Source organism: Methanocaldococcus infernus ME (assembly GCF_000092305.1).
GTDB lineage: Archaea > AGJL01 > Methanococci > Methanococcales > Methanocaldococcaceae > Methanocaldococcus > Methanocaldococcus infernus.
In genome coordinates this window covers 904,207-926,327 of sequence record NC_014122.1, presented here as the reverse complement: position 1 = coordinate 926,327, position 22,121 = coordinate 904,207, and the positions used below count along the sequence as shown (strand labels likewise).

Sequence of the window (22,121 nt, the reverse complement as noted above, 5' to 3'; positions counted from 1 at the left end):
TCTCACTTTTTTAAATTTTCTAAGGTAAAGTCTATCTCTAATAAAAGCTCTTTTAGCCTCTCCTCAATAGCAATATTTTTATCAACAATCAGCTTTAACTTAGCCCCATTCTCATCCATAATTTTTTTTACTTCATAGTATTCTTCTAAGGCCTGTTTAGCATTCTCCATTTCAATATTTTCCAATTTCTTGACAATGTCATTAATGTTATCTAAAGATTCTCTATGCTTTTTCATCTCATTGAATATATTGTTTGAGATGGCTCTTACATTATCTAACACTATATTTAAGTTCTCAAGATTTTTAATAAATTTTTCTAAGACTTCTGTTTTAATTGATCCTCCTTCATGTAATCTTTTAACCATCTCCTGTAATTTCTTTTCAGTTATATCTATGGTTTTTTCTACATTGTTCAAGATATCAGAGAGTTGATTTAATAGGGTTGTTAAATTTTTATTACTTTCTTTAAAATTTCTTATGCTAACTAACAATTTATTTATAGAATCTTCAAGCTCTTTAATTACATCTCTCTCTACCATAATTACCCCTTTATATACTTCCTAATAGCAAATATTTCACAGATCTCCATTATAGCTTTTCCTTTATAAATTATATTATACTTTCTCATAGGCAAATAGTTGTAGTTAACATTTAGTAACCTCTTTACTCTATCACTAATTTTCTCTATCTTAATCTCTTTAATCTCTCTCCTTGTTTCTAAGTTATGCTTCTTAATTATTTTCCCAATTGGGATATCTGCTGATAATAAATCTTTTTTAATTTCCTCTCTTAAGTCTTCCTCAATTAACTTCAGTGGAGTTATTGACTTGGCATAAACTAAGGGATTTTTAACTTTTAATATCACTTCCCTATAATTTACATCATTAACTATCCTCTGTGAGATGGTTTTAACTTCACAGTCTCCTTCAAATAGTATCTCTAAGATATTGGTTACACTTCCATCAGTCCCAAGTAATATTTTTTCCTCATTGAGTAGAGGAAACTCTTTATTAATTTCAGCAATTCTTTTATAGATCTTCATAATCTCACCTAACTTTTGGTGAAAGGATGAAAATCAATGATTTCCTAAGATATATGGAATGTGAAGGTTTAAAAAAGGTTGTCCTTACTAAGAGAGAGAATATAAATTACTTCCTTGGAAAGTATTTTCCTTTCTTCTCAGTCCTTGTCTTTGAGGAGAAGCCAATTTTATATGTTGGTGAGCTTGACTTAGAGTATGCTAAGGACAACCTAAATATTGAGGTTAGAAAATTCACTGGCTGGAAAGAGATTTTTGAAGGCTGTGATGGAGTTGAAAGTGAGCTAAAGATAGAATTTTTAAAATATTTAGATAATTATAAAATAGTTAGTGAAAAGCTTAGAGAGTTGAGAGCTATAAAGGAGAAGGAAGAGATAGAGAAGATAAAGAAGGCTGCTAAGATTAGTGATAAGGCTATGAAGTATATTATAGAGAATCCAGAGGGGAATGAGAGAGAGAAGGCTATTGAACTTGAATACTTAATGAGAAAGGAAGGGGCTATAAAGGCTGCATTTGACTCCATTGTTGTCTCCGGAAGGAAGACAAGTTATCCTCATGCTCTTCCTGAAGATAGAGAGATTAAAGATATTCTATTGGTTGATATTGGAGCCTGTTATGAAGGCTATTGTTCAGATATTACAAGAACCTTACTATTGAATGAGAGGGGAGAGTTTAGAGAGATTTATAACTTAGTTAAGGAGGCTAAGGAGTTGGTAGAAGATTACTTAAGAGAAGGAGTTTCTACAAAGTTCTTAGACTTGAAGGTTAGAGAGTATTTTAAAGAGTATGAGAAATATTTTATCCATTCCTTAGGTCATGGAGTAGGGTTAGAGGTTCATGAGTTTCCAACAGTGTCTAAGAAAGAGGAAATCATTTTAAAGGAAAATATGGTTATAACTATTGAGCCAGGGATTTATATTAAAGATAAATTTGGAGTTAGATTAGAAGATCTCTACCTTATAAAAAAGGATGGCTTTGAAAAATTGAGTAAGGTGACTCTATGATATATCAGAGATGTATAGAGTGTGGAAAAACCTATGAAGATGATGAGATTGTTTATAGGTGTGAGTGCAATGGTTTATTGGAGATAGTTTATGACTTTGACAAGATAGAGGTTGATAAAGAGAAGTTTAAAAATAGAGTTTTTAGTGTTTGGAGATACTTTGAGCTCTTACCAATAAAAAATAGGGAGAAGATAATTAGCCTAAAAGAGGGAGGAACTCCTCTTTATAGGTGTAGAAACTTAGAGGAAGAGTTAGGGGTTAAAGAGCTTTATGTTAAAAATGAAGGAGCTAATCCAACAGGGAGCTTTAAAGATAGAGGGATGACAGTAGGAGTTTCTAAGGCAAATGAATTAAATATAAAGGTTGTTGGCTGTGCTTCCACTGGAAATACTTCAGCCTCCTTAGCTGCTTACTCAGCAAGGGCTAAGATGAAATGCTTAGTCTTACTACCTAAAGGAAAAGTAGCCTTAGGAAAGTTGGCTCAAGCTATGATATATGGAGCTAAGGTTGTTGAGATTGATGGAAACTTTGACAAAGCCTTAGATATGGTTAATGAACTGGCTAAAGAGGGATTAATTTATTTATTGAACTCTATAAATCCATTTAGATTGGAAGGGCAAAAGACTATAGGCTATGAGATTGCTGATGAGCTAAACTGGGAAGTTCCTGATAGGGTTATAGTCCCTGTAGGGAATGCTGGAAACATATCAGCTATTTGGAAAGGGTTTAAAGAGTTCTATGAGCTTGGCTTTATAAATGAGCTTCCAAAAATGACAGGAATTCAGGCAGAGGGAGCTAAGCCAATAGTTGAGGCATTCAAAAAAGGGAAGAGAGAGATAGAGCCTTATGAAAATCCTGAGACTATAGCTACTGCTATAAGGATAGGGAAGCCAGTTAATGCTAAAAAGGCTTTAAATGCTATCTATGAGTCTAATGGCTATGCTGAGTCAGTTAGTGATGAAGAAATTATTAAAGCTCAAAAGTTATTAGCAAGAAAAGAGGGAATCTTTGTAGAGCCAGCTTCAGCCTCTTCAATAGCTGGCTTAATTAAGCTATTGGATGAGGGAGTTATTGACAGGAGTGAGAGAATTGTTTGTATAACCACAGGACATGGTTTAAAGGATCCAGATGCTGCTATAAGGGCTTGTGAAGAAACCATTAAGGTTAAATCCTTAGATGAGCTTAAGAAGTTATTAAGCTCTTAAACTTAAAATTTATTTTTTGCATTTAAATATAAAAAATAACAAAATAGAAAACTTTTTATACTCAATCTTAAAATTTATACTCTGCTCTTAGATTATGTAGCCCGGTGGTGTAGCGGCCTATCATCCGGGGCTTTGGACCCCGGGACCGCGGTTCGAATCCGCGCCGGGCTGCCATTTTTTATTATTTTTTATTTTAGAAGTATATATTTATAATTTTATATATAGGGAATAATTATGATAGCTGTGTCCTCACTCTTTTTTTGGGAGTATGGGATTGTTGAAATCTTAGACATACTAAGGGAAATAGGAATTAAAGCTATAGAGTTTTTCCCAGAGAATCCAGATTTTTGGGATAATAGGTTTAATGAGGACTATTTAAAAGAGGTTGAGAAGGAAATAAAGAAGTTTAAGGTTTCTGTCCATTGTCCCCATATTGAGTTAAATCCATGCTCCTTTAATCACCATATAAGAGAAATATGTATAAAAGAGACTCTATGGTCTTTAGAGTTGGCTGAGAGGTTTAAGGCTAAAATTCTCACTATCCACCCAGGAAAGAGGCCAGTGAATAGAGAGCCAACTGAGGAAGAGCATGAGCATCTAAAAAATTATTTAAAAGCTATAAAAGAGAGAGAAAATAAGGTTAAGATTTGCTTGGAAAATATGCCAAAGAAGATAAATAGGCTTTGCTGGCATCCTAAGGAGGTTAAATTTTACTCAGAAACCTTTAATATTCCAATAACCTTAGACTTTGCCCATGCTAAACACTATGTTAAAGACTTCATAGAGTTGGATGTTGGCCACATCCACATCTCAGGAGTTTGTAATGGAAAGGATCACTTCCCTTTAAAAGAGTCTGAGATAAACTTCATCCCCTACTTAGAAAAAATTTTAGATAGAAAATATAGGGGGATAATAACCTTAGAATTGGATGATAGGAGAATAAAGAGGCATGATAAAGAGTATAAGATAGAGGTTATTTTAAAAGATTTAGAACTCTTAGATATCTGAGGGGATCTTAGCTTTTTCAAACTTCTCCCTATCTTTTAATGGCTTTGTAGCATCTATTCCTATTTTTGTTGTGGTTCCATCACTTGAAGGGTCAAGGGAAGAGCCCTTAGCTCCTTTGATAATAACTAAATCTCTATCCCCCTGAACCCTTGTAGCTATGGCATATTCAACATCATTTATATCATAGATATTTATGTCTTCATCTACAACAACAACATGCTTTAAACTTGGATGTCCAGCAAGAGCTGCAAGGATAGCATTTTTCCCATCTCCTTCAGTTCTCTTCTCTATCTGAACTACCCCATGTAGCCAGCAACAACCACCAGTGGTTAAGACAACATTCTTAACTGTTGGAATTGTGTTTCTAACAATCTTATATATCCTTGGCTCCTGTGGAAGGCCCATTAGGGTTTTATGCTCAACCCCTCCAGGAAGGAGAGCATGGAATATAGGCTTCTCTTTTCTGTAGAGATTTTTTATTTTAATAATTGGCTGTTTCCTAACTTTATCATAGGTTCCAGTTATATCAACAAATGGCCCTTCATCATCTAACTCTTTACAAATCTTCCCAGTTATTATAAACTCTGCCTCTGGGACTAAGAGGTTGTCAAGTTCAAAGACTTCAACCTTATTTAAGATAGAGGCCATCTTATACTCATCAAAGGTTATATCTCCTGAGGTTGAAGCTGCTAAGAGTAGAGAGGGATGGACACCAATAGCTATAGCTACCTCTAACTCTCTCCCCTCTCTTAGAGCTTTGTTATATAGGAAGTGTAAATGCCTCTGCTCAACCATCCTTATAACTAAGTGGCTCTCCTTAACTAAGATTCTATGAATTGACAAGTTATAACCATAGTCTTCATCATAAGCTATTACTACCCCACTTGTTATATATGGCCCAGCATCCTTTTCATAGTAAGTTGGGATAGGCCAGCTTAAAATATTTTTATCTTTAATATACAACTCCCTTAAATCATCATTTATCTCTACTTTTCCCTCTTTCTCTCTCTCAATAGCATTTAGAAGTAGAAATAACAATTCCTCTTTTTTCACATTGAAAATTTTAGCTAATGTTTCTCTACTCCATAGGTTTCCAACAACCTCAAAGTCATCAACATCTTTAATATATATTGGCTTTCCATCATTCTCTTTTAATATCTTAGAGACTCCAAATTTCTTAGAAGCTTTTTCATAAACTTTAGGCTTCAACTTCTCTATCAACTCTCTCATGCTAAAACCTCAGAAATTCTTTATAGGTTAATATTGAGATAATTAAAGAAGATAGAAGTGAAGAGGTTAAGATCATCCACATAATAATGATTTGTATCTTAGCTGCTTCAATTGGTGGGTAGCCAGCTAAGATTAAACCAACCATAGCCCCTGGGATGAAGATGAGGCCAACACTCTTACTCCTATTTAAATGAGGGATAATAGCTGACCTTATGGAACTTATTAGAGTTAATTTTATAGCTATCCACTCAGTTGCTCCTAAAGCAAGCATGCCAAGGATCTGATCTCTATCTCTCTTAACCAACTCTCCTAACTTATCAAGTAGTAGGTGAACAGTGTTTAAAGAGTTCCCCACAACCATCCCCATGAGGGGGATAACATCCCTTGGAGTTAGGGAGATTACTTTAAATAAAATAAGTAGAGAGATAATGAAGAGGGTTGTTAAAAAGAATGTAAGAAAGAGTGAGTAAAAAAATTTTATTCTATTCTTAACTCTAATCTTCCTAAAAATCATCACTGTAGCTGAGATAATCATGACAAAGAACATTAGGCATATTCCTAAAAGTTTTAGGGTAAATATGTAGAGTAGAAGATAACCTAATATTAACAGCTGGATTAAAACTAAAAAAGAAGATAATATAATTTCTTTCTCATTTCTTAGCTCTAAAAATCTTGCTATTATGATGGAGAGAATGACAAATATTGAAGACAAAATAAGGCTAAGCATTTAGATCACAACAGTGGCCTTGGCTGGTTCTCATTTAACTTTGGAAGAGATTCAAGGGTTATTAAAACACCATCTAAGTCTTTAGCCCTCTCTAAAAGTATCTCCTTCCCGACCTCTGAGAGGGCAAAGATTGGAATGGTTTTCCCAATCTGAGCCTTTATATTTCTTAGCCTCTCTCTTAAACACTTTGAGGCACAGCTTGTTAGTAAGTCAAAGTATTCCTCTATCTCTTCACTCCACTCTATTCCTGTTAAGTGAACTCCAAAGGTTATTGCTCCAAGCTCTTTACACTTCTTAGCCTCTTCCAAGCTTGTAACAGTAACTATAATTTTTTTAAATCCTAATTCTTTAGCTTTCTTAACCCCTAAAACCTGATCTATCTTAGCCTTCTCTTTATCTAAGACAATGCCTCCATTCTCCTCTATCTTCTCAATCACTTCCTTTATAGGAGAAGTCTCTATAATTCCTGAGATTCTACCACATAAGCCTTGGACTAAGTAAGGATTGTTGGTTATTACTGTCCCAGCACAGTCTGAAACAATAACAGAGCAATCAACAACTTTCCTTTTCAAGGCACTCATTATAATTTCAGAGGCTCCAAATGGAACTATATAGTCTTTCTCTAAAACTTTCCTATCCTTTGTAAATAGTCCAAAGTCCTTAATTCTAAACTCTATATTTTTCTTTATCTCCTCTTTTGTTATCTCTTTAATTCCTCTATGCTTGGCAAATAGAGGACAATACTTAACCTTTGGCTCTCCAACATAGACAACTTTCCCATCTTCAACAATAACCTTAGCCTTTCCAAGAGCTTCCATTACATGCCTCATTTTCTCTCCAAGTAGTAGTTAATTAACTCCTCCCCCTCTATAAAGACTAAGTTGTGCTTTTCAGCATATCTCTTAGCCTCATTTTTACTTAAGGCTAAGCCATCATCTCCAAGCATCTCACAGATTGTTGTTATTGGAGTTAAGTTACAAAGCTCTGCAAGAGCTACAGTCATCTCAGTGTGTCCTCTCCTTTTTTTAACTAAGCCTTCAGTGGCTCTTAATAGAATAACATGCCCTGGGCTTCTAAACTCTTTCCCAAAGTTATTAAATCTTCCTTCCTTAACAAGCTCTGTTAATTTCTTTATGGTTAATGCTCTATCCTTATCAGTTATCCCTGTAAATGTCTTTCTATGGTTTATGGTTATAGAAAATGAAGACTTTTCATCATATGGAATATCATTAGGATAAAGCTCCTCTAAAACTCTATATCTCTCCTTAGCAGCTTCATAGATGTCAACCATATAAGGGATTCCCAACCTATTGGCTATCTCTGGATGTATAGCTGTACAAATTAAACCTCCAGCATCTTTTCTCATCCTTCTTATATGCTCTGGCTTGATAAACTCTGAGGCTATAACCATGTCAGTTTCTCCTTCTCTGTCATCAGCATCATAAACTAAAATAATCTTTCCCTCTTTTAGAGCTTTTATAGCCTTTTCTATCATCTTATCCCAATTTTAACTTTTATTTCATCTCCATCTTTTAAGCCAAGGTCTCTTAACCTTATAGGAGCTACAACTTCAATAACATTTCTCTTATGAGATGTCTTTTTTGGTAAGATAATAGCTCCTTTAACTTCTTTACCTTTAACTAAGATGGTTGCTGGCACTACATAGACACCAAAAAATTTTTTTCCATTTAGGTAGAAGTCTTCAGTCTCATAATAATTATATTTACTGATATCAAACTCCTCAGGAAGCTCTAAATTTAAGGTTCCTTCATAAGGTTCAAAACCAACAACTTTTTTTATATCTTCTTTATACTTCTTAATTGAGAGATACTTTTTTCCTTCACCAAGTCCTGAAACTACCTTTCCCAACAAATAAGCCCTCTCAGAGCTCATACGGATCATCATTTTGGTTCAGTAAAGCCAATCCTCATCATTGAGGGGTTAGACATGATAGCTATGATAAATGGTTATGGTTATAGCTCTAACACCTATGTAATCTTAGATAAGGATATTATTGTTGTTGACCCAGGTAGTGAAGAGAGCTTTGACAAACTTATGGATGAGTTGGAGTTTATAACAAATAAGGTAGATTATATTATAAATACTCATTGCCACTATGACCACTCCTCAGCCAACTATCTGTTAGAGGAGATATTTGATTGTCCAACTATTATACATGACAATGAAGTTAACCATCTAAAAAGAGGGGATGAAGTTACTGTCTCATGGCTTTTTGGGAAAAGGTTGAAAGCTCCTAAGGAAATTGTTCCTCTCTCTGAGGTTGAGATAGATTTTTTAAAATTTGTCCATACTCCTGGACATACCTATGGCTCTATCTCTATTATTTATGAAGATAAGGTTTTAACTGGAGACACTCTATTCTCTAACAGTGTTGGAAGATGGGACCTACCAACAGGAAATTTAGAGGAGTTAAAGAGCTCAATATTAAAGTTAGAAAGACTAATATATGAGAATAATATAAAAGAGGTTCTTCCAGGACATGGAGAGGTTGGAAATAGGAAGAGCTTGGAAATAGCAAAGGCTCTATTGGGATTAAGATGAACACCATTATCCCCATCTCACCAATAAATAACTTAAAAACAAGGTTATCGGAGTTCTTAACCCTTGAGGAGAGAAAAAATTTATTATTTAACATGCTTAGAGATATTTTTAAAGCCTTGAAAGGATTAAACATCTATGCCATAAGTAAAGACCCAGAAATTTTAGAGTTTTGTAACAACTTAGGAGCTAAAACTATAGAGGAGAAAGGAAAAGGGTTAAATCAGGCTTTAAATCAGGCTTTTAGTGTGGTTAATGAAGATCTCTTAATTGTGCCTGCTGACATCCCATTAATAAGAGAGAGCCACATAAAAGAGATAAAAAAATTAAAAGAGGAGTTTGAAGCTATAATAGCTCCATCAAGGGGTGGAGGGACTAACTTACTCTATTTAAGTAGAGCTTCCCTAATTAACTTGAGATATGAAGGGTTTAGCTTTTTAAAACACTTGGAAGAGTTTAAGAGAAATAAGGTTAGCTACTATATCTATGACTCTTTTTATTTATCAATAGATATAAACACTCCTGAAGATTTAGGAGAGATATTTATCCATGGAGATGGAAGTTATACAAAGAGATACTTAGAGAGCTTAAATATAAAGGTTGAGCCCAAGCATTCATCAGCAGGAAGATTTAAGATTTATAGGGAATAGTATGGAGCTATACTCAACTCTTTCTCCTGGATTGGAAAAGATTGCTAAGGAAGAGATAGAGAGCTTAGGAGGGAAGGTTAAAGAGATAAGAGAGGAAAGAGGAAGAGTCTTTTTTGAAGGAGATTTAAAAGTGATGGCTAAGCTCAACTATTTTAGCAGAACCTTGGAGAGAATAAATATTCTCCTATATAGAGGAGAGGTTGAAAGCTTAGAAGATATTTATGAAGTTATTTATAACTTAGACTGGACTTTCATAGATGAGAATAAAAGCTTTGCCATTAGACCCTTAAGAGTTGGTTCTCATAACTTCACCTCCATAGACATTGGAAGAGTTGCTGGAGAGGCTTTAATAAAATCCTACTTAAGAGATAAAAATGTAAGATTGAAGGTTAATTTAGATGAACCTGATGTTATTGTTAGAGTTGAGCTTATTCACAATGAGTTACTTGTTGGCTTAGACACCACTGGAGATATAGCCTTAGATAAAAGAGGTTATAGAGTTTATAACCACTTAGCCCATCTCAACTCCACAATAGCAGCATCTCTAATTTACTTAGGAAATTTTAGAGAGTATGAATCTCTTTTAGATCCAATGTGTGGAAGTGCTACCATCTTGATAGAAGGGGCATTAATTAGAAGAAATATTCCACCAGGTATTTTTAGGGAAAGAAAGTATGGATTCTCTTTTTTAAATCTCTTTGGTAGAGAGTTGTTGGAAGATGTTAAGAGAGAGGTTAATATAAACTATGAGAAATACTTAATCTATGGGATAGATAAAAATCCAAAATTCTTAGAGGGAGCTAAGAGAAATTTGGAGAGTGCTATGGTTGATGACACTGTAAATTTAATCTTAGGAGATGCTACTAAGATAGATAAGATCTTCAATGAGGTTGATTTAGTTGTTGTCAATCCACCTTATGGTATAAGGTTGGGAAAGAAAAGGCTATTAAGAGAGTTATATAATAACTTTTTACTCTCTGTGAAGAGGGTTATGCATGGAAACTCAAGAGTTATCTGTATAACAGCTGAAACTAAGCTATTTGAGGAAGCTATAGCTAAAGCTGACTTAACTGTTAAGGAAAAGTTTAATGTGAAATTTGGAGGGCTTTCAACAAAGGTTTATTATCTAACACTGTGATGGTTATGGTTAAGATAAAGATATGTGGAATTACAAATGAAGAGGATATAAGCTATATATCAAAAAAAGCTGATGCTGTTGGCTTAATTATAGATGTTCCTGTAAAGACTCCAAGGAAGATAAGCTTAGAGAGAGCTATAGAGCTAAAAAATTATCTCTCTCCTCTAACCAACTTAGTAGCTGTCATCATGCCAGAGAGCTTAGAAGAAGCTCTAAATGTATATAAAGAGTTGAAGCCTGATTATTTACAGCTACATGGAGATGAAAGTTTAGAGTTGGTGAAAGAGTTAAAAAGAAAAGGAATTAGGATAATTAAAGCTATTCATGTGGAAGATAATATAAATATAGAGTATGTTAAAAGCTTAGAAAACTATGTTGACCTCTTTTTGTTTGACACAAAAATAAAGGATGAGAAAATTAAAGGAAAGGTTCATAACTGGGAAATTACAAAATCTATTATTAAAGAGATAAAAAAACCTTTTATAATTGCAGGAGGAATAAATAAAGATAATGTTGTTCAGGCTTTAAACTACCTAAATCCTTATGGAGTTGATGTTTCCTCTTCTTTAGAAGATAAGCCAGGAAAGAAAAATTTAAATATGGTAGATGAATTTATAAAAGTTGTTAGAAGGTGGGAATATGGATAAAGAAGAATTAATAACCTTTGTTTTAAATAAGGAGATGAATAGAGCCTTAGGATGTACAGAAGTGGGAATTATAGGTTATACTGTAGCCAAGGCTAAGCCAGAAGATCCTTACAGTATAGAGAAAATAGAGCTAACCTTAGATAAGAGGACATTCAAAAATGCCTTTGCTGTTGCTGTTCCAAACACTGGAAAGTTTGGAATCTTGCCAGCTGTTGTTGGTGGTTTATTGGGAGATCCAAAAAATAAGTTAGAAGTGTTTAAGGATATTAAGTATGATGAAGAGCTTGAGAAGTATATAAAAGATAGGTTAAAGGTTAATGTTGTCAATTATGATGACATATTCTGCAGAGTTAAAATAGACAATAGAACAGCTGAAACTATTGGATCCCATACAGGAGAGATAATTCCTCCAGATGTTAGGGATAGGTTTTTAACTCTCTCTCCTGAAGATTTCAAAAATTACATAGAGAACTTGCCAAAGGGGATTATTCCTAAGCTAAAGGAAGCTATAAAGTTAAATAAAGAGCTAACCAATCCTAAAGCTCCAGAAGACTTTATATCCCTAAAGATAGATGATAGAATATTAAATAGTATGATAAAGGATACAGCATCAGCAGTTTATAATAGAATGATAGGAATCCCAAAGTCTGCCATGACCATTGGTGGCAGTGGAAACATGGGAATAATGGCAACAGTCCCAATTATAGCCTATGATCAGGAAACTGAGAAAGATGAGGATAAGTTGTTAAGATCTATAGCTCTCTCATCAATCATGACCATCTATGCCACTTATCTCTCTTCCTACATCTCACCAATGTGTGGCTGTGTCAATAGAGGGGGAATTGGAGCTACAGCAGGGCTTACTTATTATATACATGGGTTTGATAAAGTTGATGAGGCTGTTAAAACCTACTCATCCAACTTAGCTGGCTTAGTCTGTGATGGTGGTAAGACAGAGTGTTCCTTAAAGTTAGCTTCAGCTGTCTTCTCATCTTACTTAGCAGCTAACTCCTGTGTTAAAGGATTTGGGGGAATTATTGGAAAGGATATGTTAGAAACCTTAAGAAATGTGTCAAGGATAGAGAAGTCTATGAACCCTGTTGAAGATAAAATTATAGATATCCTAAAGGAGAAAATGAATGAAGGTAATTAGAGACTCAATACATAAGGATATATACTTAAGTGAAACTGAAATTAAAATAATTGATAGTGAAGAATTCCAAAGATTGAGAAATATAAAGCAGACAGGCTTAACCTACTTAGTTTATCCCTCTGCTAATCATACAAGGTTTGAGCATTCAATAGGAACCTTATATGTAGCTTCAAGAATGGGGGAAAAGTTAGGAGTTGAAGATCTTGAACTCTTAAGAGTAGCTGCTCTTTTGCATGATATAGGGCATCCTCCTTTTTCTCATACATTGGAAATTTTAGGCTATGATCATGAGCAAGTTGGTAAAAAGATAATTAAAAAAATGGATCTCATCAATTTCTCTCCTTCAGAGGTTTTAAATATTTTAAGTAGTAGAAGGTTGGAGAGGAAAATTATTAATGGAGATGTTGATGCTGATAGAATAGACTATCTTTTAAGAGATAGTTATCACACAGGAACAGCCTATGGAATGATAGATCTACCAAGAATTTTAAGGAGTTTAACAACCTTTAAGAGTGGAGATAAAATAAAGATGGGAATTTTAAGAAAGGGGATAATGGCTATAGAATCTCTTTTAGTGGCAAGGCATCAGATGTATTCAGCTGTCTATTTACATCCAACAGTTAGGATAGCAGATAAGATGCTAAAGAAGGCTGTTATTGAAGAGTATTATAATAAAAATTTGGATATTAAAGAGCTATCTAAGATGGATGATCCTGACCTAATCTCTCTTTTAAGGCATTCTGAAAATAGGTTAATGAGAAAGTTGGATAAGAGAGAACTTTTTAAGAGAGTTTTAACCTTAAACTATCATGAACTCTCAAGCTTAGATAGATGGAGGATAATAAACTTAAGTGAAAAAGATGTTTTAGATATTGAAAACCTACTTTCAGAGAGTTTTGGAAGAGAGATTTTTTTAGATATCTATCCAATTCCCACACTGGAGGAGCATGATGTTTATATAGTTGATGAGGAAGAGGTTTATAAATTAGATTCTATCTCTCCACTGGCAAGAACCTTAAGATCAGCTGAAATATGCCTATGGAACCTCTCCTTCTATAGTGAGAAAAGAGATATAGATGTTGAAAAACTAAAAAAAGAGTTTTTAAGTATAATTAGAGAGAAAGAATTTAAGAGTAATTTGCTGGAAATTTTGAAAGAGCATAAAAAAATAGTTGGAAAGTCTAAGCTATTTGAACTTTCTAATTTATCTTACAAGGAGTTCAATGAGGAGTTAAAGAAATTGATCTTCTCATCCTTGGTTAAGGAAGAGGCTAAAGGGAAAAGTTATGTTTATTCAGTAAATCTTTAAACTCTTTTAGAGCTTTATCAACATCATCATGCTTAAGAGACTTTATAAACTCTTTTCTTAATTGTAAGAGCTCTTTAATTCTCTCCTTCTCTAACCCTCTCTTTATAATTTCTCCAACTATCTTCCTTGTTCTTTTATCTATCTCATCTTTTTTACTTACTTTACTTCTTTCTTTTTTTTCCTCTTTTTTATCCTTACTATATAAAAGTAGAGATTTAACAATCTCTTTATAATTTATTTCTTTTGTTGTATCAACAACTAAAAAAGGCTTATCCCAGCTATACTTTTTTCCTGGCTCATCAAACTTTAAGCTCATCTCCTTAATAACTTTATCAGGAACTTTTTTCCCTCTCTCCTCATTTCTTTTTAGTATCTCTTCTATTGGAGCCTTTAAATAAATGATAGCATAGTTATCTGGACAGATTTTAATTAAATCTCTCCTCATTGAATTGTAATAGTTTGTATCATCTACAATAACCCAATACTTTTTTATAGCCATTTCAATTAACTTTAAAGTACTCACCCTTATAAACTCTTCATACTCTTCTTTCCATCTTGGAAAGCTCTCCCTAATTAGATCTGAGCCAAGGACAATAACATCTACATCATAGTTAGAAAGCTCTTTAGCCAAGTTTTTTGCAAAGGTTGTTTTTCCCACAGCTGGAAGCCCTGTAAGGATAATTAGCATAGTGACCACTTCTTCCTATAAGGTGATCTCAAGATGGAAATTAAAAAGAGGCACTTCTTAAGTAAAAAGGATATTAAGGAGATAAAAGAGAAGCTAAACTTTATAGAGCTTCCTAAAAAAGGTGTTGAGTTGGTTGTTACTGACAAGTATGATATTCTATATGTTGATGAACCTGTAGCCTTTAAGTTTGGAGATAAGTGGATTCCAACTTTAAAAGCACTCTCTAACAAAGAGATTAAGGAAAAATATGCCATAGTTGACATGGGAGCCATAAAATTTTTAATCAATGGTGCTGATGTCATGGCTCCTGGAATAGTGGATGCTGATGAAAGCATAGAAAAGGATGATGTTGTTGTAGTCTTAGATGAAAATCATAAAAAACCTATATGTGTTGGCATTGCCTTAATGAGTGGTAAGGAAATGAAAGAAAAGAGTAAAGGAAAAGCTATAAAGAATTTACACTATGTTGGAGATGATATTTGGAATTTATCCAAATAAAGCAGCCAATCCAGCAACTGCTGCAGTGTCATCTTCTTTCTTCTCCTCTTTCTTCTCCTCTTCTTTCTTCTCTTCTCCTCCACTTGCCTCAGCTGCAGCTGGTGCTGGAGCTGCAGCAACTGGCATAGCTGCATTGGCTATAGCTTCTTCTATATCAACTCCTTCTAAACCAGCAACTAAAGCTTTAACTCTTGCCTCATCAACTTCTACTCCAGCAGCTGATAAGACAGCTTTTAAGTTTTCTTCATTTATCTCTTTTCCTGCTGCATGTAATAATAAAGCTGCATATATGTATTCCATGTTTCTACACCTCTTAAACCTTTTTTATAAAAAATTAAAGTTTTAGAAGATAATCACAAAAAAGAATATTTATAATTTTCGGTTAGAACAATAGGGCTAATCCAGCAACTCCAGAGTCTTCCTTCTTCTCCTCTTCTTTCTTCTCTTCCTCTTTTTTCTCCTCTTCCTTCTCTTCAGCTGTTTGAGTTACAGCTGATGAAGACAGTAAAGATTTTATCTCATCATCTAAGGCTTCATCAGGTAACTTTGATGCCAAGGCTAAGGCTTGAGCTTGTGCCTTTGCTAATATATCTCCAGCTGTATCTTTTGTCACATAGCAAGCTTCTAAGGCTAAGGCCTTTGCATTTATAAATGCCTTTTGTATTAGCAATGGTAAGACTTCCTTGGCTGGGTAGGCTATGTTAAATGCTAAGTTCATTGCATTTTGGAAAGCTCTCTGAATATCTTCTTTTAACTTCTCCTCATCAATCTTTAAAGTATCTGGGGTGTAAATAATTCCATCTTCATAGACAGCTAAGATATTTAAACCTACTTTTATTGGCTTAATTCCTAACTTGTTTAAGACATTAGCTAAATCTTGAGAAACCACTTCCCCTTTCTTAACAACAACCTTATCCTCTTTTATAGCAATCTTACCCTTTTCAATAGCTGCCGGAATTCCAACCCTTTTAAGCTCACTTAAGAAAGGTCCTGGAGGCATTCCAGTGGAACCTTTCTCAACCTTTATATCACATGGAGCTACTTGTCCAGCTTTAACAGGAGCAGGACTCTTATTTTCTTCTAAGATCTTGTATAATCTAAAAGGATTCATGTCAGTTACTAAGATAGCTGCTCCTCTTTCAACATAGTTAGCAAGTTCAGCCAACTTAGGGTTATTTAACTCTTCAGCAGCCTCTTTAATAGCCCTCTTAATTAAGGTGTTTCTTGACATTCTTAACTTAACTTTATCCCTTATCTTATCCCTAATCTCCTGCAACTGAGGAGCAGGGACATCCATCATATCTACAATGGCTACAACAGGCTTACTCTTAATAAGCCCCTTTAGTGTCTTAACCTCTTCAATCTTCCAAGGGGCTACATGGGCTTGAACCTTAGTTTCCATTTAAGTTCCCCTCTTTATCTTTTTTTCTTACTATCTTTCTTAATCTTAACAGCTGGACCCATGGTTAGTTTTACATAGGCATCTTTTATATGGTAGAGACCTTTCTCATACTTCTTCTTAACAACATCTAATACAGCTTCAATATTGTCAACAATTTGTTCATCACTCATCTTTTCATTACCAACCAACACTTGGAAGTATGGTTTATCTCTTGTATTTATAACTACTGTCTTCTTCAACCTTTCAACCAATGGCTTTATGTTAGCATTGGCAGGAACAGGCTTAGGCATCTTTCCTCTTGGCCCTAAAATAACCCCCCAGTATTTACCAATTAAAGGCATTAGGTCAGCTTGGGCTATAAAGAAGTCATGGGCCTTAGCCAACTTTCTTAACTGTCTCTTATTCTTCCCAAGCTCTTCAATCTCCTCTTTCCTTATAGCAGTTAATCCAAGCTCTTCAGCCTGTTTAATTAAATCTCCTGTTCCTACAACAGCAATTTTAGCCTCTTTTCCCCTTCCATGTGGTAAGACTACTTCAGCCCTTATTCTATTTTCAGGCTTTCTCATATCAACTTCTTTTAATGTAGCTATAAATTCAAAGGATTGTACAAAGTTTCTCGGCTTCGCAAGTTGGCGAGCCTCCTTCACAGCTTGAAGTATAGCTTCTCTGTCCATAGTTATCAATCCTTTTCTTTTTTATTGTTTAGTAAAAGTCTCACTAATGACTTTTAAGTGTTTAAAAAATAGGAGCTTTTTGATTTGAATAAATTATGAGCTTAATAATTGATATACTAAATATAAAAAGGTTTTGGTAAGGAAAAATAATTAACTTATTTATTGATTTTGATTAAGTATATTGAAAGTATCCCCTCTTAACCCTCTTCTTAAGGTTTCTAAGCTAATGACATCTTCATAGGGAATATTTCCTAAATTTACAGAGCTACCAAATTTTTTTATAAAGCTAACTTGCTGACTTTTCAGAGGAGCTTCAAAAATTAAATTTTTTATATCAACATTCTTAACTATTAAATTTAGTTCATCCTCCTTAACATTTCCATTTTTATCATATAGCCCTATATTTTTCCCACTCTCCCTTCCTTCAATAATCACATACTTAGCTCCAGCATTTAAATCTTCTTTTATAATCCTTATTCTCTCATCAACACTTAAAACTCTATCCTTACTTGGATCCTTCTTTCCAACCTCTGTAAGCACTTCAAACTCTTCTCTCACTTTTTCTATAATATCTTTTCTCTCCTCTAAACTCAAGTTTATTGAACCATCAGATATTTCTAAGGTTTCAAAGCCTAAATCTTTACACTCATTTAAATAGTCTTCAAATTTATTATTTATGTAGCAGTACTCAAAGAGTGTTCCACCAGGATAAGCTTTTATATTAAACTCTTTACTAAGCCTTATCTTCTCTTTTATTATATCTCTATCAATAGTGGCTACAGTTCCCCAGCCAAATTTTATATAGTCTATATAGTCTCCACAAAGGTTTAAATAGTCTTCAAAGTATCTTAAAGGCAACCCCTTATCTAAGATAACTGTTAATCCTCTATCATACTTGACATTTATAAATTCAAATGCTTTCATTAAATCACCATTTTTTATTAAGAGAATTGCAAGAGGAATTATATAAAATATTCCATTTTCCTTAAAAACTTTTAACCTTATAATAAAAAATCTTCAGCAAATTTACCTTATGGTGATAACATGATGAAGGAGTTAAAGAAATATGTCAATCCCTTTTTCTTAACTATAAGGAAAGACAAAATCATAGTAAACAACAAAAGAATGGCAAGGATTTCAAGATGGAAGATAAATAAGATAGAAGAAGAGCTTAACATTCCAGTGATTTATTCTAAAACTTATGAATTTATTTCAACAAAGGTAGGGAGATTTATTAATAAATATAAAATTATTGAGCCAAGAGACTATGTTATAGTTGGGCTTAGTGGAGGGAAGGATAGCTTACTTCTTCTACACCTCTTAGAGTGCTATAGAAGAAAGTATGGGATCAAGCTGATAGCTGTAACCATTGATGTCAATATTGGAGGAGTAAGGCCTTGGAAAGAGGATAGTGAAGGGGTTAAATTAATTAAGAAGCACTGTGAGATGCTTGACATTCCTCACTATTTAATAAGTAATGACTTAGATGTTGTCCAACTCTCTGAGATTTTAACAAAAAATTCTAAGGGAATGGAGTTTTCCCCATGCTTTTCATGCTCAATTATTAAAAGATATATCTTAGGAAAATTAGCCAAGGAGATAGCTGAGAGGGAAAAGATAAGCTTGGATAAGGTTAAGTTAGCCTATGGGCATAACTTAGATGATAACTCTGATACCATCTTAGCCAACATCTTCAAAGGAGAGAAAATAAAATTTATGAGGCCAATAACTAAGTTTAGTGAAAGAGAGTTTTACTTTGGAGACTTAACATTAAAGTTAGAAAGATGTACAATAATAAGGCCTCTCCTCCCAATAACAGAAGATCTAATAATTAAGGCCTTAGATGAGTGTAAAATAGAGTATTACAAAGATAAGGAGTTCTGCCCATATAGTAGGGATAAGGGAGATAGTATAAGAAGAAGATGCCATGAAATCTTAGAAGAGCTTGAAAAAGAGATTCCCAATATTAGAGAGATGGTGGTTAGTTCTATTTTAAAAACAGTTGGAGAATAAAAGCCCCGTGCGGGATTTGAACCCGCGACCTGCTGATTACGAATCAGCCGCTCTCCCAGGCTGAGCTAACGGGGCTCTTTGTAGATGGCTACAACTTCAACAAACTTTGGCTCCTTTCTTATCCTATCATAGTACATAGATACCCCAACCATTAAATTCTTTTTCTTTCCTATACAGTAGTCACACTCAAAGCCAGTAATTTTAAAAGCTTCCTTCATCTTCTCAAATCCAAAGGGATCTAAATATTCTTCTCCTCCTCTTAACCTTTCATGAATACTTTCAACAAATTCCTTAATCTCTTCTTCATCTTCAACAATCTCAAAGTTTTCCTCTTTAAGCTTCTCTTCCAAGTAGCTCTTTATATTGTCAACTTGGTCTCTACAAATCCCTTTAACTATTAACATATCATCACATTCAAAGAGTGGCCTACAACCTCTAAAGGCTTTTAATCTCATCATTAGCTTTCCAACTTCACTTTTCCACATATAGAGTCACAACTCCTTTATTTCTTCACAGTATCTTTTTATTGTTTCTATTGAGTATTTAAAGGCTTCAAACTCTTCCTTACTAAATACTATATCTGTTACTATCTCAACTCCATCTTTACCAACCTTAACAGGAACTCCTGCACAGACATCTGAGAAGCCAAATTCTCCATCTAAGTATGTTGAGAGGGTTAATAACCTATTTTCATTGTTGGCTATGGATCTAACAACATTCAATACTGCTGCAGCTGGCCCAAACTCAGAGCCTCCTTTTAGGGCTATAATTTTACTACCCTTATTTTTAACATTCTCAATAATGTCCTTTAAAGGCAAATCTTTAAAGCTTTTGAACCTTGTTATTGGAATCCCCCCTATGGAGGTTGAGCTTATCAGTGGAACCATTGTGTCTCCATGCTCTCCTATAATTCTTGTCCTAACCTCATCTATATGAACTCCAAAGAACTTAGCTATTTCAACCTTAAATCTTAATGAATCTAAGTGTGTCCCTAAGCCAAAAACTTTATTTCTCTCAAATTTAGAGTCTATATAAGCCTTGTATGTCATGACATCAACAGGGTTAGTTATTATAAAGAGCTTGGTCTCACAGATCTCAGCTATCTTCTTTGCATAGTTTCCAATAATTTTAGCATTCACCTTAGCCAAATCTAACCTACTCATCTCAGGAGTTCTTGGCACTCCACTGGTTATAATAACTAAGTCAGAGCCATCTAAGAATTTTAATGTTTTGTCATCACTCACATTTATCTCACAGTCTCTCTTAGTTCCTGCTAAGGCATCATAGATATCTTCTCTCAAACCTCTCAGTTTATCAATTGACTTCTCTCTACTTATTAGGACAAGTTCCTTAACATATGGCTCATTTGCAAGTAAAAAAGAGATGGCACTCCCAACCTTACCAGAGGCTCCTATTATACTAACCTTCATTCTATCTCCTCAAACACATTCTTTAAATTTTCAATCATTTCATCAATTTCCTCTTTCTTAACTATTAATGGAGGCAAGAACCTTAAAACTTTATCTGATGTACAATTTATTATAAACCCTCTCTTAAGCATCTCATTAACAATTTCTGAGCCATTAAAAGTTAGTTCTAACCCAATCATTAAACCTAAGCCTCTAACCTCTTTAATAAAGTTAAAGTCTAACTTACTTAGTTGTTTCATGAAGTATTCTCCTTTCTCTTTAACATCCTTAATATTTTTAATTTCTTCAACTGTTGCAAGTCCAGCAGAGCAAGCCAGTGGATTGCCTCCAAAGGTTGTGCCATGATCTCCATAGTCTAAAGCTTTAGCTATTTCTTCTCTAACTATTATAGCCCCTATAGGTAAGCCATTCCCTAAGGCTTTGGCTAAGGTGACAATGTCAGGCTCAACCTTATAGTGTTGGTAGGCAAAGAACTCTCCAACTCTTCCCATTCCACACTGAACTTCATCAAAGATTAGCTTAACATTGTAGTCATCACAAAGCTCTCTAACAGCCTTTAAATACTCTTTTTCAGCTACATGTATTCCTCCTTCCCCTTGAATAGGCTCAAGCATTACAGCTATGGCTCCTTTAATATTCTCCTTCAAAGCCTCAATGTCATTAAAAGGAATATATTTGAACCCTTCAACTAATGGCTTAAAGCCCTCTTGAAACTTTGGCTTTGGTGTAGCTGATAAAGCCCCAAGGGTTCTCCCATGAAAGGCATTTTCCATGGTTATAATATAACCCTCTCTTCCCTCCTTATGTGCCCACTTTCTCACAAACTTTATAGCCCCTTCATTAGCCTCAGCTCCACTATTGCAAAAGAAGACTTTATCTAAGTTAGAGAGCTCAACCAACACTTTAGATAGCTCAATCTGTGGGACATTATAAAAGAGGTTTGACACATGGATTAAGGTTTCAGCCTGTCTCTTTATAGCTTCAACAACCCTCTCATTACAGTGGCCAGCATTAACTACCCCTATCCCAGCTAAGAAGTCTATATATTCTTTATTGTTAATGTCCCATAACCTTGTTCCTCTACCTCTAACAAAAATAACAGGAAACCTTTTATAAACTTGAACATGAAACCTTTTCTCTAACTCAAAATAGTCCATCCTTCCCCTCCTTTAACTTTAGGATAAGCTCTTTAAACATCTCTTCCTGTTGAATCTCAATAAGGTTATCATTTGCTAAGCATAGAGCTGGGAGAAAGTATTTAATTTTCTCATCCCTATTTTTAAACTTCTCCTGGAAGATTATTATTTTCTCATTCTTAATGAGGGATAAGAGAAAGTTTATAAGCTCATCTACATCATCCTCTTCCAACATCTCATTAACTAACTCTTCAACAATATAACTTTTCTCTTCCATCTTTTTCTTCTTTCTTTTATTATTTTTCTTTATCTTCTTTAACTCCTTTTTAACATTCTCAATTAACTCCTCTTCACTTATCTTTTTTCTTCTCTTCCTTTTCTTCTCTTCTTTCTTATCTTCAAAAGAGTTATAAAGAGATTCTGACTTCATTCTCAATAAGATAGCTCCAACTAAAACAAGATCAGCTCCTAACCTAATATCAAACTTCTTAAGCTCTTTAATCTTATTTATGTAGTATTCAGCAACCTCTCCTATATTGACATCCCAAGGATTCAGTCTTTTTTTCCTAATCCCTTCCTTCACAATCCTAACCCAGAGTTCAACATCCATA

General features: G+C 34.2%; 27 protein-coding genes and 2 tRNA genes. 12 read left to right on the top strand and 17 right to left on the bottom strand.

Annotated features, from left to right (window positions below; all coding sequences use genetic code 11):
- Nucleotides 1-2 precede the first annotated feature (2 nt).
- Together METIN_RS05130 and METIN_RS05125 are read right to left on the bottom strand one after the other, a co-directional pair.
- A complete protein-coding gene (locus tag METIN_RS05130) occupies nt 3-539 on the bottom strand; it encodes a methyl-accepting chemotaxis protein (RefSeq protein ID WP_013100431.1) in 537 nt (178 codons plus the stop codon).
- A 2-nt stretch (nt 540-541) separates the two neighbouring features.
- Complete coding sequence (locus METIN_RS05125; protein ID WP_013100430.1) at nt 542-1,042, bottom strand: chorismate--pyruvate lyase family protein; 501 nt, start codon at nt 1,040-1,042, stop codon at nt 542-544.
- A 26-nt stretch (nt 1,043-1,068) separates the two neighbouring features.
- Between METIN_RS05125 and METIN_RS05120 the strand changes: the two genes are divergently transcribed.
- The 4 genes from METIN_RS05120 to METIN_RS05105 all read left to right on the top strand — a co-directional run bounded on the left by METIN_RS05120 (nt 1,069) and on the right by METIN_RS05105 (nt 4,256).
- Complete coding sequence (locus METIN_RS05120; RefSeq protein ID WP_013100429.1) at nt 1,069-2,043, top strand: M24 family metallopeptidase; 975 nt, start codon at nt 1,069-1,071, stop codon at nt 2,041-2,043.
- Nucleotides 2,043-3,248, top strand: a complete 1,206-nt coding sequence (gene thrC, locus METIN_RS05115) for a threonine synthase (protein ID WP_048203571.1) — start codon at nt 2,043-2,045, stop codon at nt 3,246-3,248. Before METIN_RS05120 ends, thrC begins: the two co-directional genes overlap by 1 nt.
- 98 nt (nt 3,249-3,346) lie before the next feature.
- Nucleotides 3,347-3,422 (top strand) — tRNA-Gln (locus METIN_RS05110).
- A gap of 60 nt (nt 3,423-3,482) precedes the next feature.
- On the top strand, nt 3,483-4,256 hold the full coding sequence (locus tag METIN_RS05105; protein WP_013100427.1) for a sugar phosphate isomerase/epimerase family protein: 774 nt from the start codon (nt 3,483-3,485) through the stop codon (nt 4,254-4,256).
- Here METIN_RS05105 and METIN_RS05100 read toward each other — a convergent pair.
- The 5 genes from METIN_RS05100 to METIN_RS05080 are packed head-to-tail and all read right to left on the bottom strand — an operon-like array spanning nt 4,245 to nt 8,106.
- Nucleotides 4,245-5,486 carry a UbiD family decarboxylase gene (locus METIN_RS05100; protein WP_013100426.1) on the bottom strand — a complete coding sequence of 414 codons (1,242 nt, stop codon included), beginning with the start codon at nt 5,484-5,486 and terminating at the stop codon, nt 4,245-4,247. The genes METIN_RS05105 and METIN_RS05100 overlap by 12 nt on opposite strands.
- A 1-nt stretch (nt 5,487) precedes the next feature.
- Nucleotides 5,488-6,213 carry an ABC transporter permease gene (locus METIN_RS05095; RefSeq protein WP_048203403.1) on the bottom strand — a complete coding sequence of 242 codons (726 nt, stop codon included), beginning with the start codon at nt 6,211-6,213 and terminating at the stop codon, nt 5,488-5,490.
- Nucleotides 6,214-6,218: 5 nt separating this feature from the next.
- Nucleotides 6,219-7,043: a methanogenesis marker 8 protein gene (locus METIN_RS05090; protein ID WP_013100424.1), complete on the bottom strand. Its 825-nt coding sequence runs from the start codon at nt 7,041-7,043 to the stop codon at nt 6,219-6,221.
- Nucleotides 7,040-7,708, bottom strand: a complete 669-nt coding sequence (gene ribB, locus METIN_RS05085) for a 3,4-dihydroxy-2-butanone-4-phosphate synthase (RefSeq protein WP_013100423.1) — start codon at nt 7,706-7,708, stop codon at nt 7,040-7,042. The genes METIN_RS05090 and ribB overlap by 4 nt, the downstream gene beginning before the upstream one ends.
- The gene (locus tag METIN_RS05080; protein ID WP_048203401.1) at nt 7,705-8,106 is read right to left on the bottom strand and encodes a DUF120 domain-containing protein; all 402 of its coding nucleotides are present in this window, start codon (nt 8,104-8,106) and stop codon (nt 7,705-7,707) included. The genes ribB and METIN_RS05080 overlap by 4 nt, the downstream gene beginning before the upstream one ends.
- A 54-nt stretch (nt 8,107-8,160) precedes the next feature.
- Here METIN_RS05080 and METIN_RS05075 point away from each other — a divergent pair, with 54 nt between their 5' ends.
- The 6 genes from METIN_RS05075 to METIN_RS05050 are packed head-to-tail and all read left to right on the top strand — an operon-like array spanning nt 8,161 to nt 13,669.
- The gene (locus tag METIN_RS05075) at nt 8,161-8,775 is read left to right on the top strand and encodes an MBL fold metallo-hydrolase (protein ID WP_013100421.1); all 615 of its coding nucleotides are present in this window, start codon (nt 8,161-8,163) and stop codon (nt 8,773-8,775) included.
- Nucleotides 8,772-9,422, top strand: coding sequence for a 2-phospho-L-lactate guanylyltransferase (gene cofC / locus METIN_RS05070; RefSeq protein ID WP_013100420.1), 651 nt, complete (start codon nt 8,772-8,774; stop codon nt 9,420-9,422). Before METIN_RS05075 ends, cofC begins: the two co-directional genes overlap by 4 nt.
- A 1-nt stretch (nt 9,423) precedes the next feature.
- Nucleotides 9,424-10,560, top strand: coding sequence for a tRNA (guanine(6)-N2)-methyltransferase (trm14, locus tag METIN_RS05065; RefSeq protein ID WP_013100419.1), 1,137 nt, complete (start codon nt 9,424-9,426; stop codon nt 10,558-10,560).
- On the top strand, nt 10,560-11,207 hold the full coding sequence (locus tag METIN_RS05060; protein WP_013100418.1) for a phosphoribosylanthranilate isomerase: 648 nt from the start codon (nt 10,560-10,562) through the stop codon (nt 11,205-11,207). Before trm14 ends, METIN_RS05060 begins: the two co-directional genes overlap by 1 nt.
- Nucleotides 11,200-12,360, top strand: coding sequence for an L-serine ammonia-lyase, iron-sulfur-dependent, subunit alpha (locus METIN_RS05055; protein WP_013100417.1), 1,161 nt, complete (start codon nt 11,200-11,202; stop codon nt 12,358-12,360). The genes METIN_RS05060 and METIN_RS05055 overlap by 8 nt, the downstream gene beginning before the upstream one ends.
- Nucleotides 12,347-13,669, top strand: coding sequence for an HD domain-containing protein (locus METIN_RS05050; RefSeq protein WP_013100416.1), 1,323 nt, complete (start codon nt 12,347-12,349; stop codon nt 13,667-13,669). Before METIN_RS05055 ends, METIN_RS05050 begins: the two co-directional genes overlap by 14 nt.
- Here the strand turns inward: METIN_RS05050 and pstK are convergent.
- The gene (gene pstK / locus METIN_RS05045) at nt 13,632-14,357 is read right to left on the bottom strand and encodes an L-seryl-tRNA(Sec) kinase (RefSeq protein ID WP_013100415.1); all 726 of its coding nucleotides are present in this window, start codon (nt 14,355-14,357) and stop codon (nt 13,632-13,634) included. The genes METIN_RS05050 and pstK overlap by 38 nt on opposite strands.
- Nucleotides 14,358-14,390: 33 nt before the next feature.
- Between pstK and METIN_RS05040 the strand changes: the two genes are divergently transcribed.
- On the top strand, nt 14,391-14,855 hold the full coding sequence (locus tag METIN_RS05040; RefSeq protein ID WP_013100414.1) for a DUF1947 domain-containing protein: 465 nt from the start codon (nt 14,391-14,393) through the stop codon (nt 14,853-14,855).
- On the opposite strand, the gene rpl12p is transcribed toward METIN_RS05040, so the two are convergent.
- From rpl12p to comA, 4 genes are all read right to left on the bottom strand, one after another.
- Nucleotides 14,844-15,155, bottom strand: coding sequence for a 50S ribosomal protein P1 (gene rpl12p / locus METIN_RS05035; RefSeq protein ID WP_013100413.1), 312 nt, complete (start codon nt 15,153-15,155; stop codon nt 14,844-14,846). The genes METIN_RS05040 and rpl12p overlap by 12 nt on opposite strands.
- 82 nt (nt 15,156-15,237) lie before the next feature.
- Nucleotides 15,238-16,257 carry a 50S ribosomal protein L10 gene (locus METIN_RS05030; RefSeq protein WP_013100412.1) on the bottom strand — a complete coding sequence of 340 codons (1,020 nt, stop codon included), beginning with the start codon at nt 16,255-16,257 and terminating at the stop codon, nt 15,238-15,240.
- 14 nt (nt 16,258-16,271) lie between these two features.
- Nucleotides 16,272-16,931 (bottom strand): 50S ribosomal protein L1, encoded by a 660-nt coding sequence (locus tag METIN_RS05025; protein WP_013100411.1) that lies wholly within the window; start codon nt 16,929-16,931, stop codon nt 16,272-16,274.
- 159 nt (nt 16,932-17,090) lie between these two features.
- Nucleotides 17,091-17,855 carry a phosphosulfolactate synthase gene (comA, locus tag METIN_RS05020; protein ID WP_013100410.1) on the bottom strand — a complete coding sequence of 255 codons (765 nt, stop codon included), beginning with the start codon at nt 17,853-17,855 and terminating at the stop codon, nt 17,091-17,093.
- A 123-nt stretch (nt 17,856-17,978) separates the two neighbouring features.
- On the opposite strand from comA, the gene METIN_RS05015 reads away from it, so the two are divergent.
- Entirely contained in the window at nt 17,979-18,944 is a 966-nt protein-coding gene (locus METIN_RS05015) for an ATP-binding protein (RefSeq protein ID WP_013100409.1), read from the top strand.
- A gap of 1 nt (nt 18,945) precedes the next feature.
- Here METIN_RS05015 and METIN_RS05010 read toward each other — a convergent pair.
- The 5 genes from METIN_RS05010 to METIN_RS04995 all read right to left on the bottom strand — a co-directional run bounded on the left by METIN_RS05010 (nt 18,946) and on the right by METIN_RS04995 (nt 22,120).
- Nucleotides 18,946-19,019 (bottom strand) — tRNA-Thr (locus METIN_RS05010).
- The gene (locus tag METIN_RS07580; RefSeq protein ID WP_013100408.1) at nt 19,010-19,429 is read right to left on the bottom strand and encodes a DUF2120 family protein; all 420 of its coding nucleotides are present in this window, start codon (nt 19,427-19,429) and stop codon (nt 19,010-19,012) included. The genes METIN_RS05010 and METIN_RS07580 overlap by 10 nt, the downstream gene beginning before the upstream one ends.
- Before the next feature lie 6 nt (nt 19,430-19,435).
- Complete coding sequence (locus tag METIN_RS05005; protein ID WP_013100407.1) at nt 19,436-20,374, bottom strand: malate dehydrogenase; 939 nt, start codon at nt 20,372-20,374, stop codon at nt 19,436-19,438.
- A complete protein-coding gene (locus METIN_RS05000) occupies nt 20,371-21,531 on the bottom strand; it encodes an aspartate aminotransferase family protein (RefSeq protein WP_013100406.1) in 1,161 nt (386 codons plus the stop codon). The genes METIN_RS05005 and METIN_RS05000 overlap by 4 nt, the downstream gene beginning before the upstream one ends.
- A complete protein-coding gene (locus METIN_RS04995; RefSeq protein ID WP_013100405.1) occupies nt 21,518-22,120 on the bottom strand; it encodes a segregation/condensation protein A in 603 nt (200 codons plus the stop codon). Before METIN_RS04995 ends, METIN_RS05000 begins: the two co-directional genes overlap by 14 nt.
- Nucleotide 22,121: the final 1 nt, after the last annotated feature.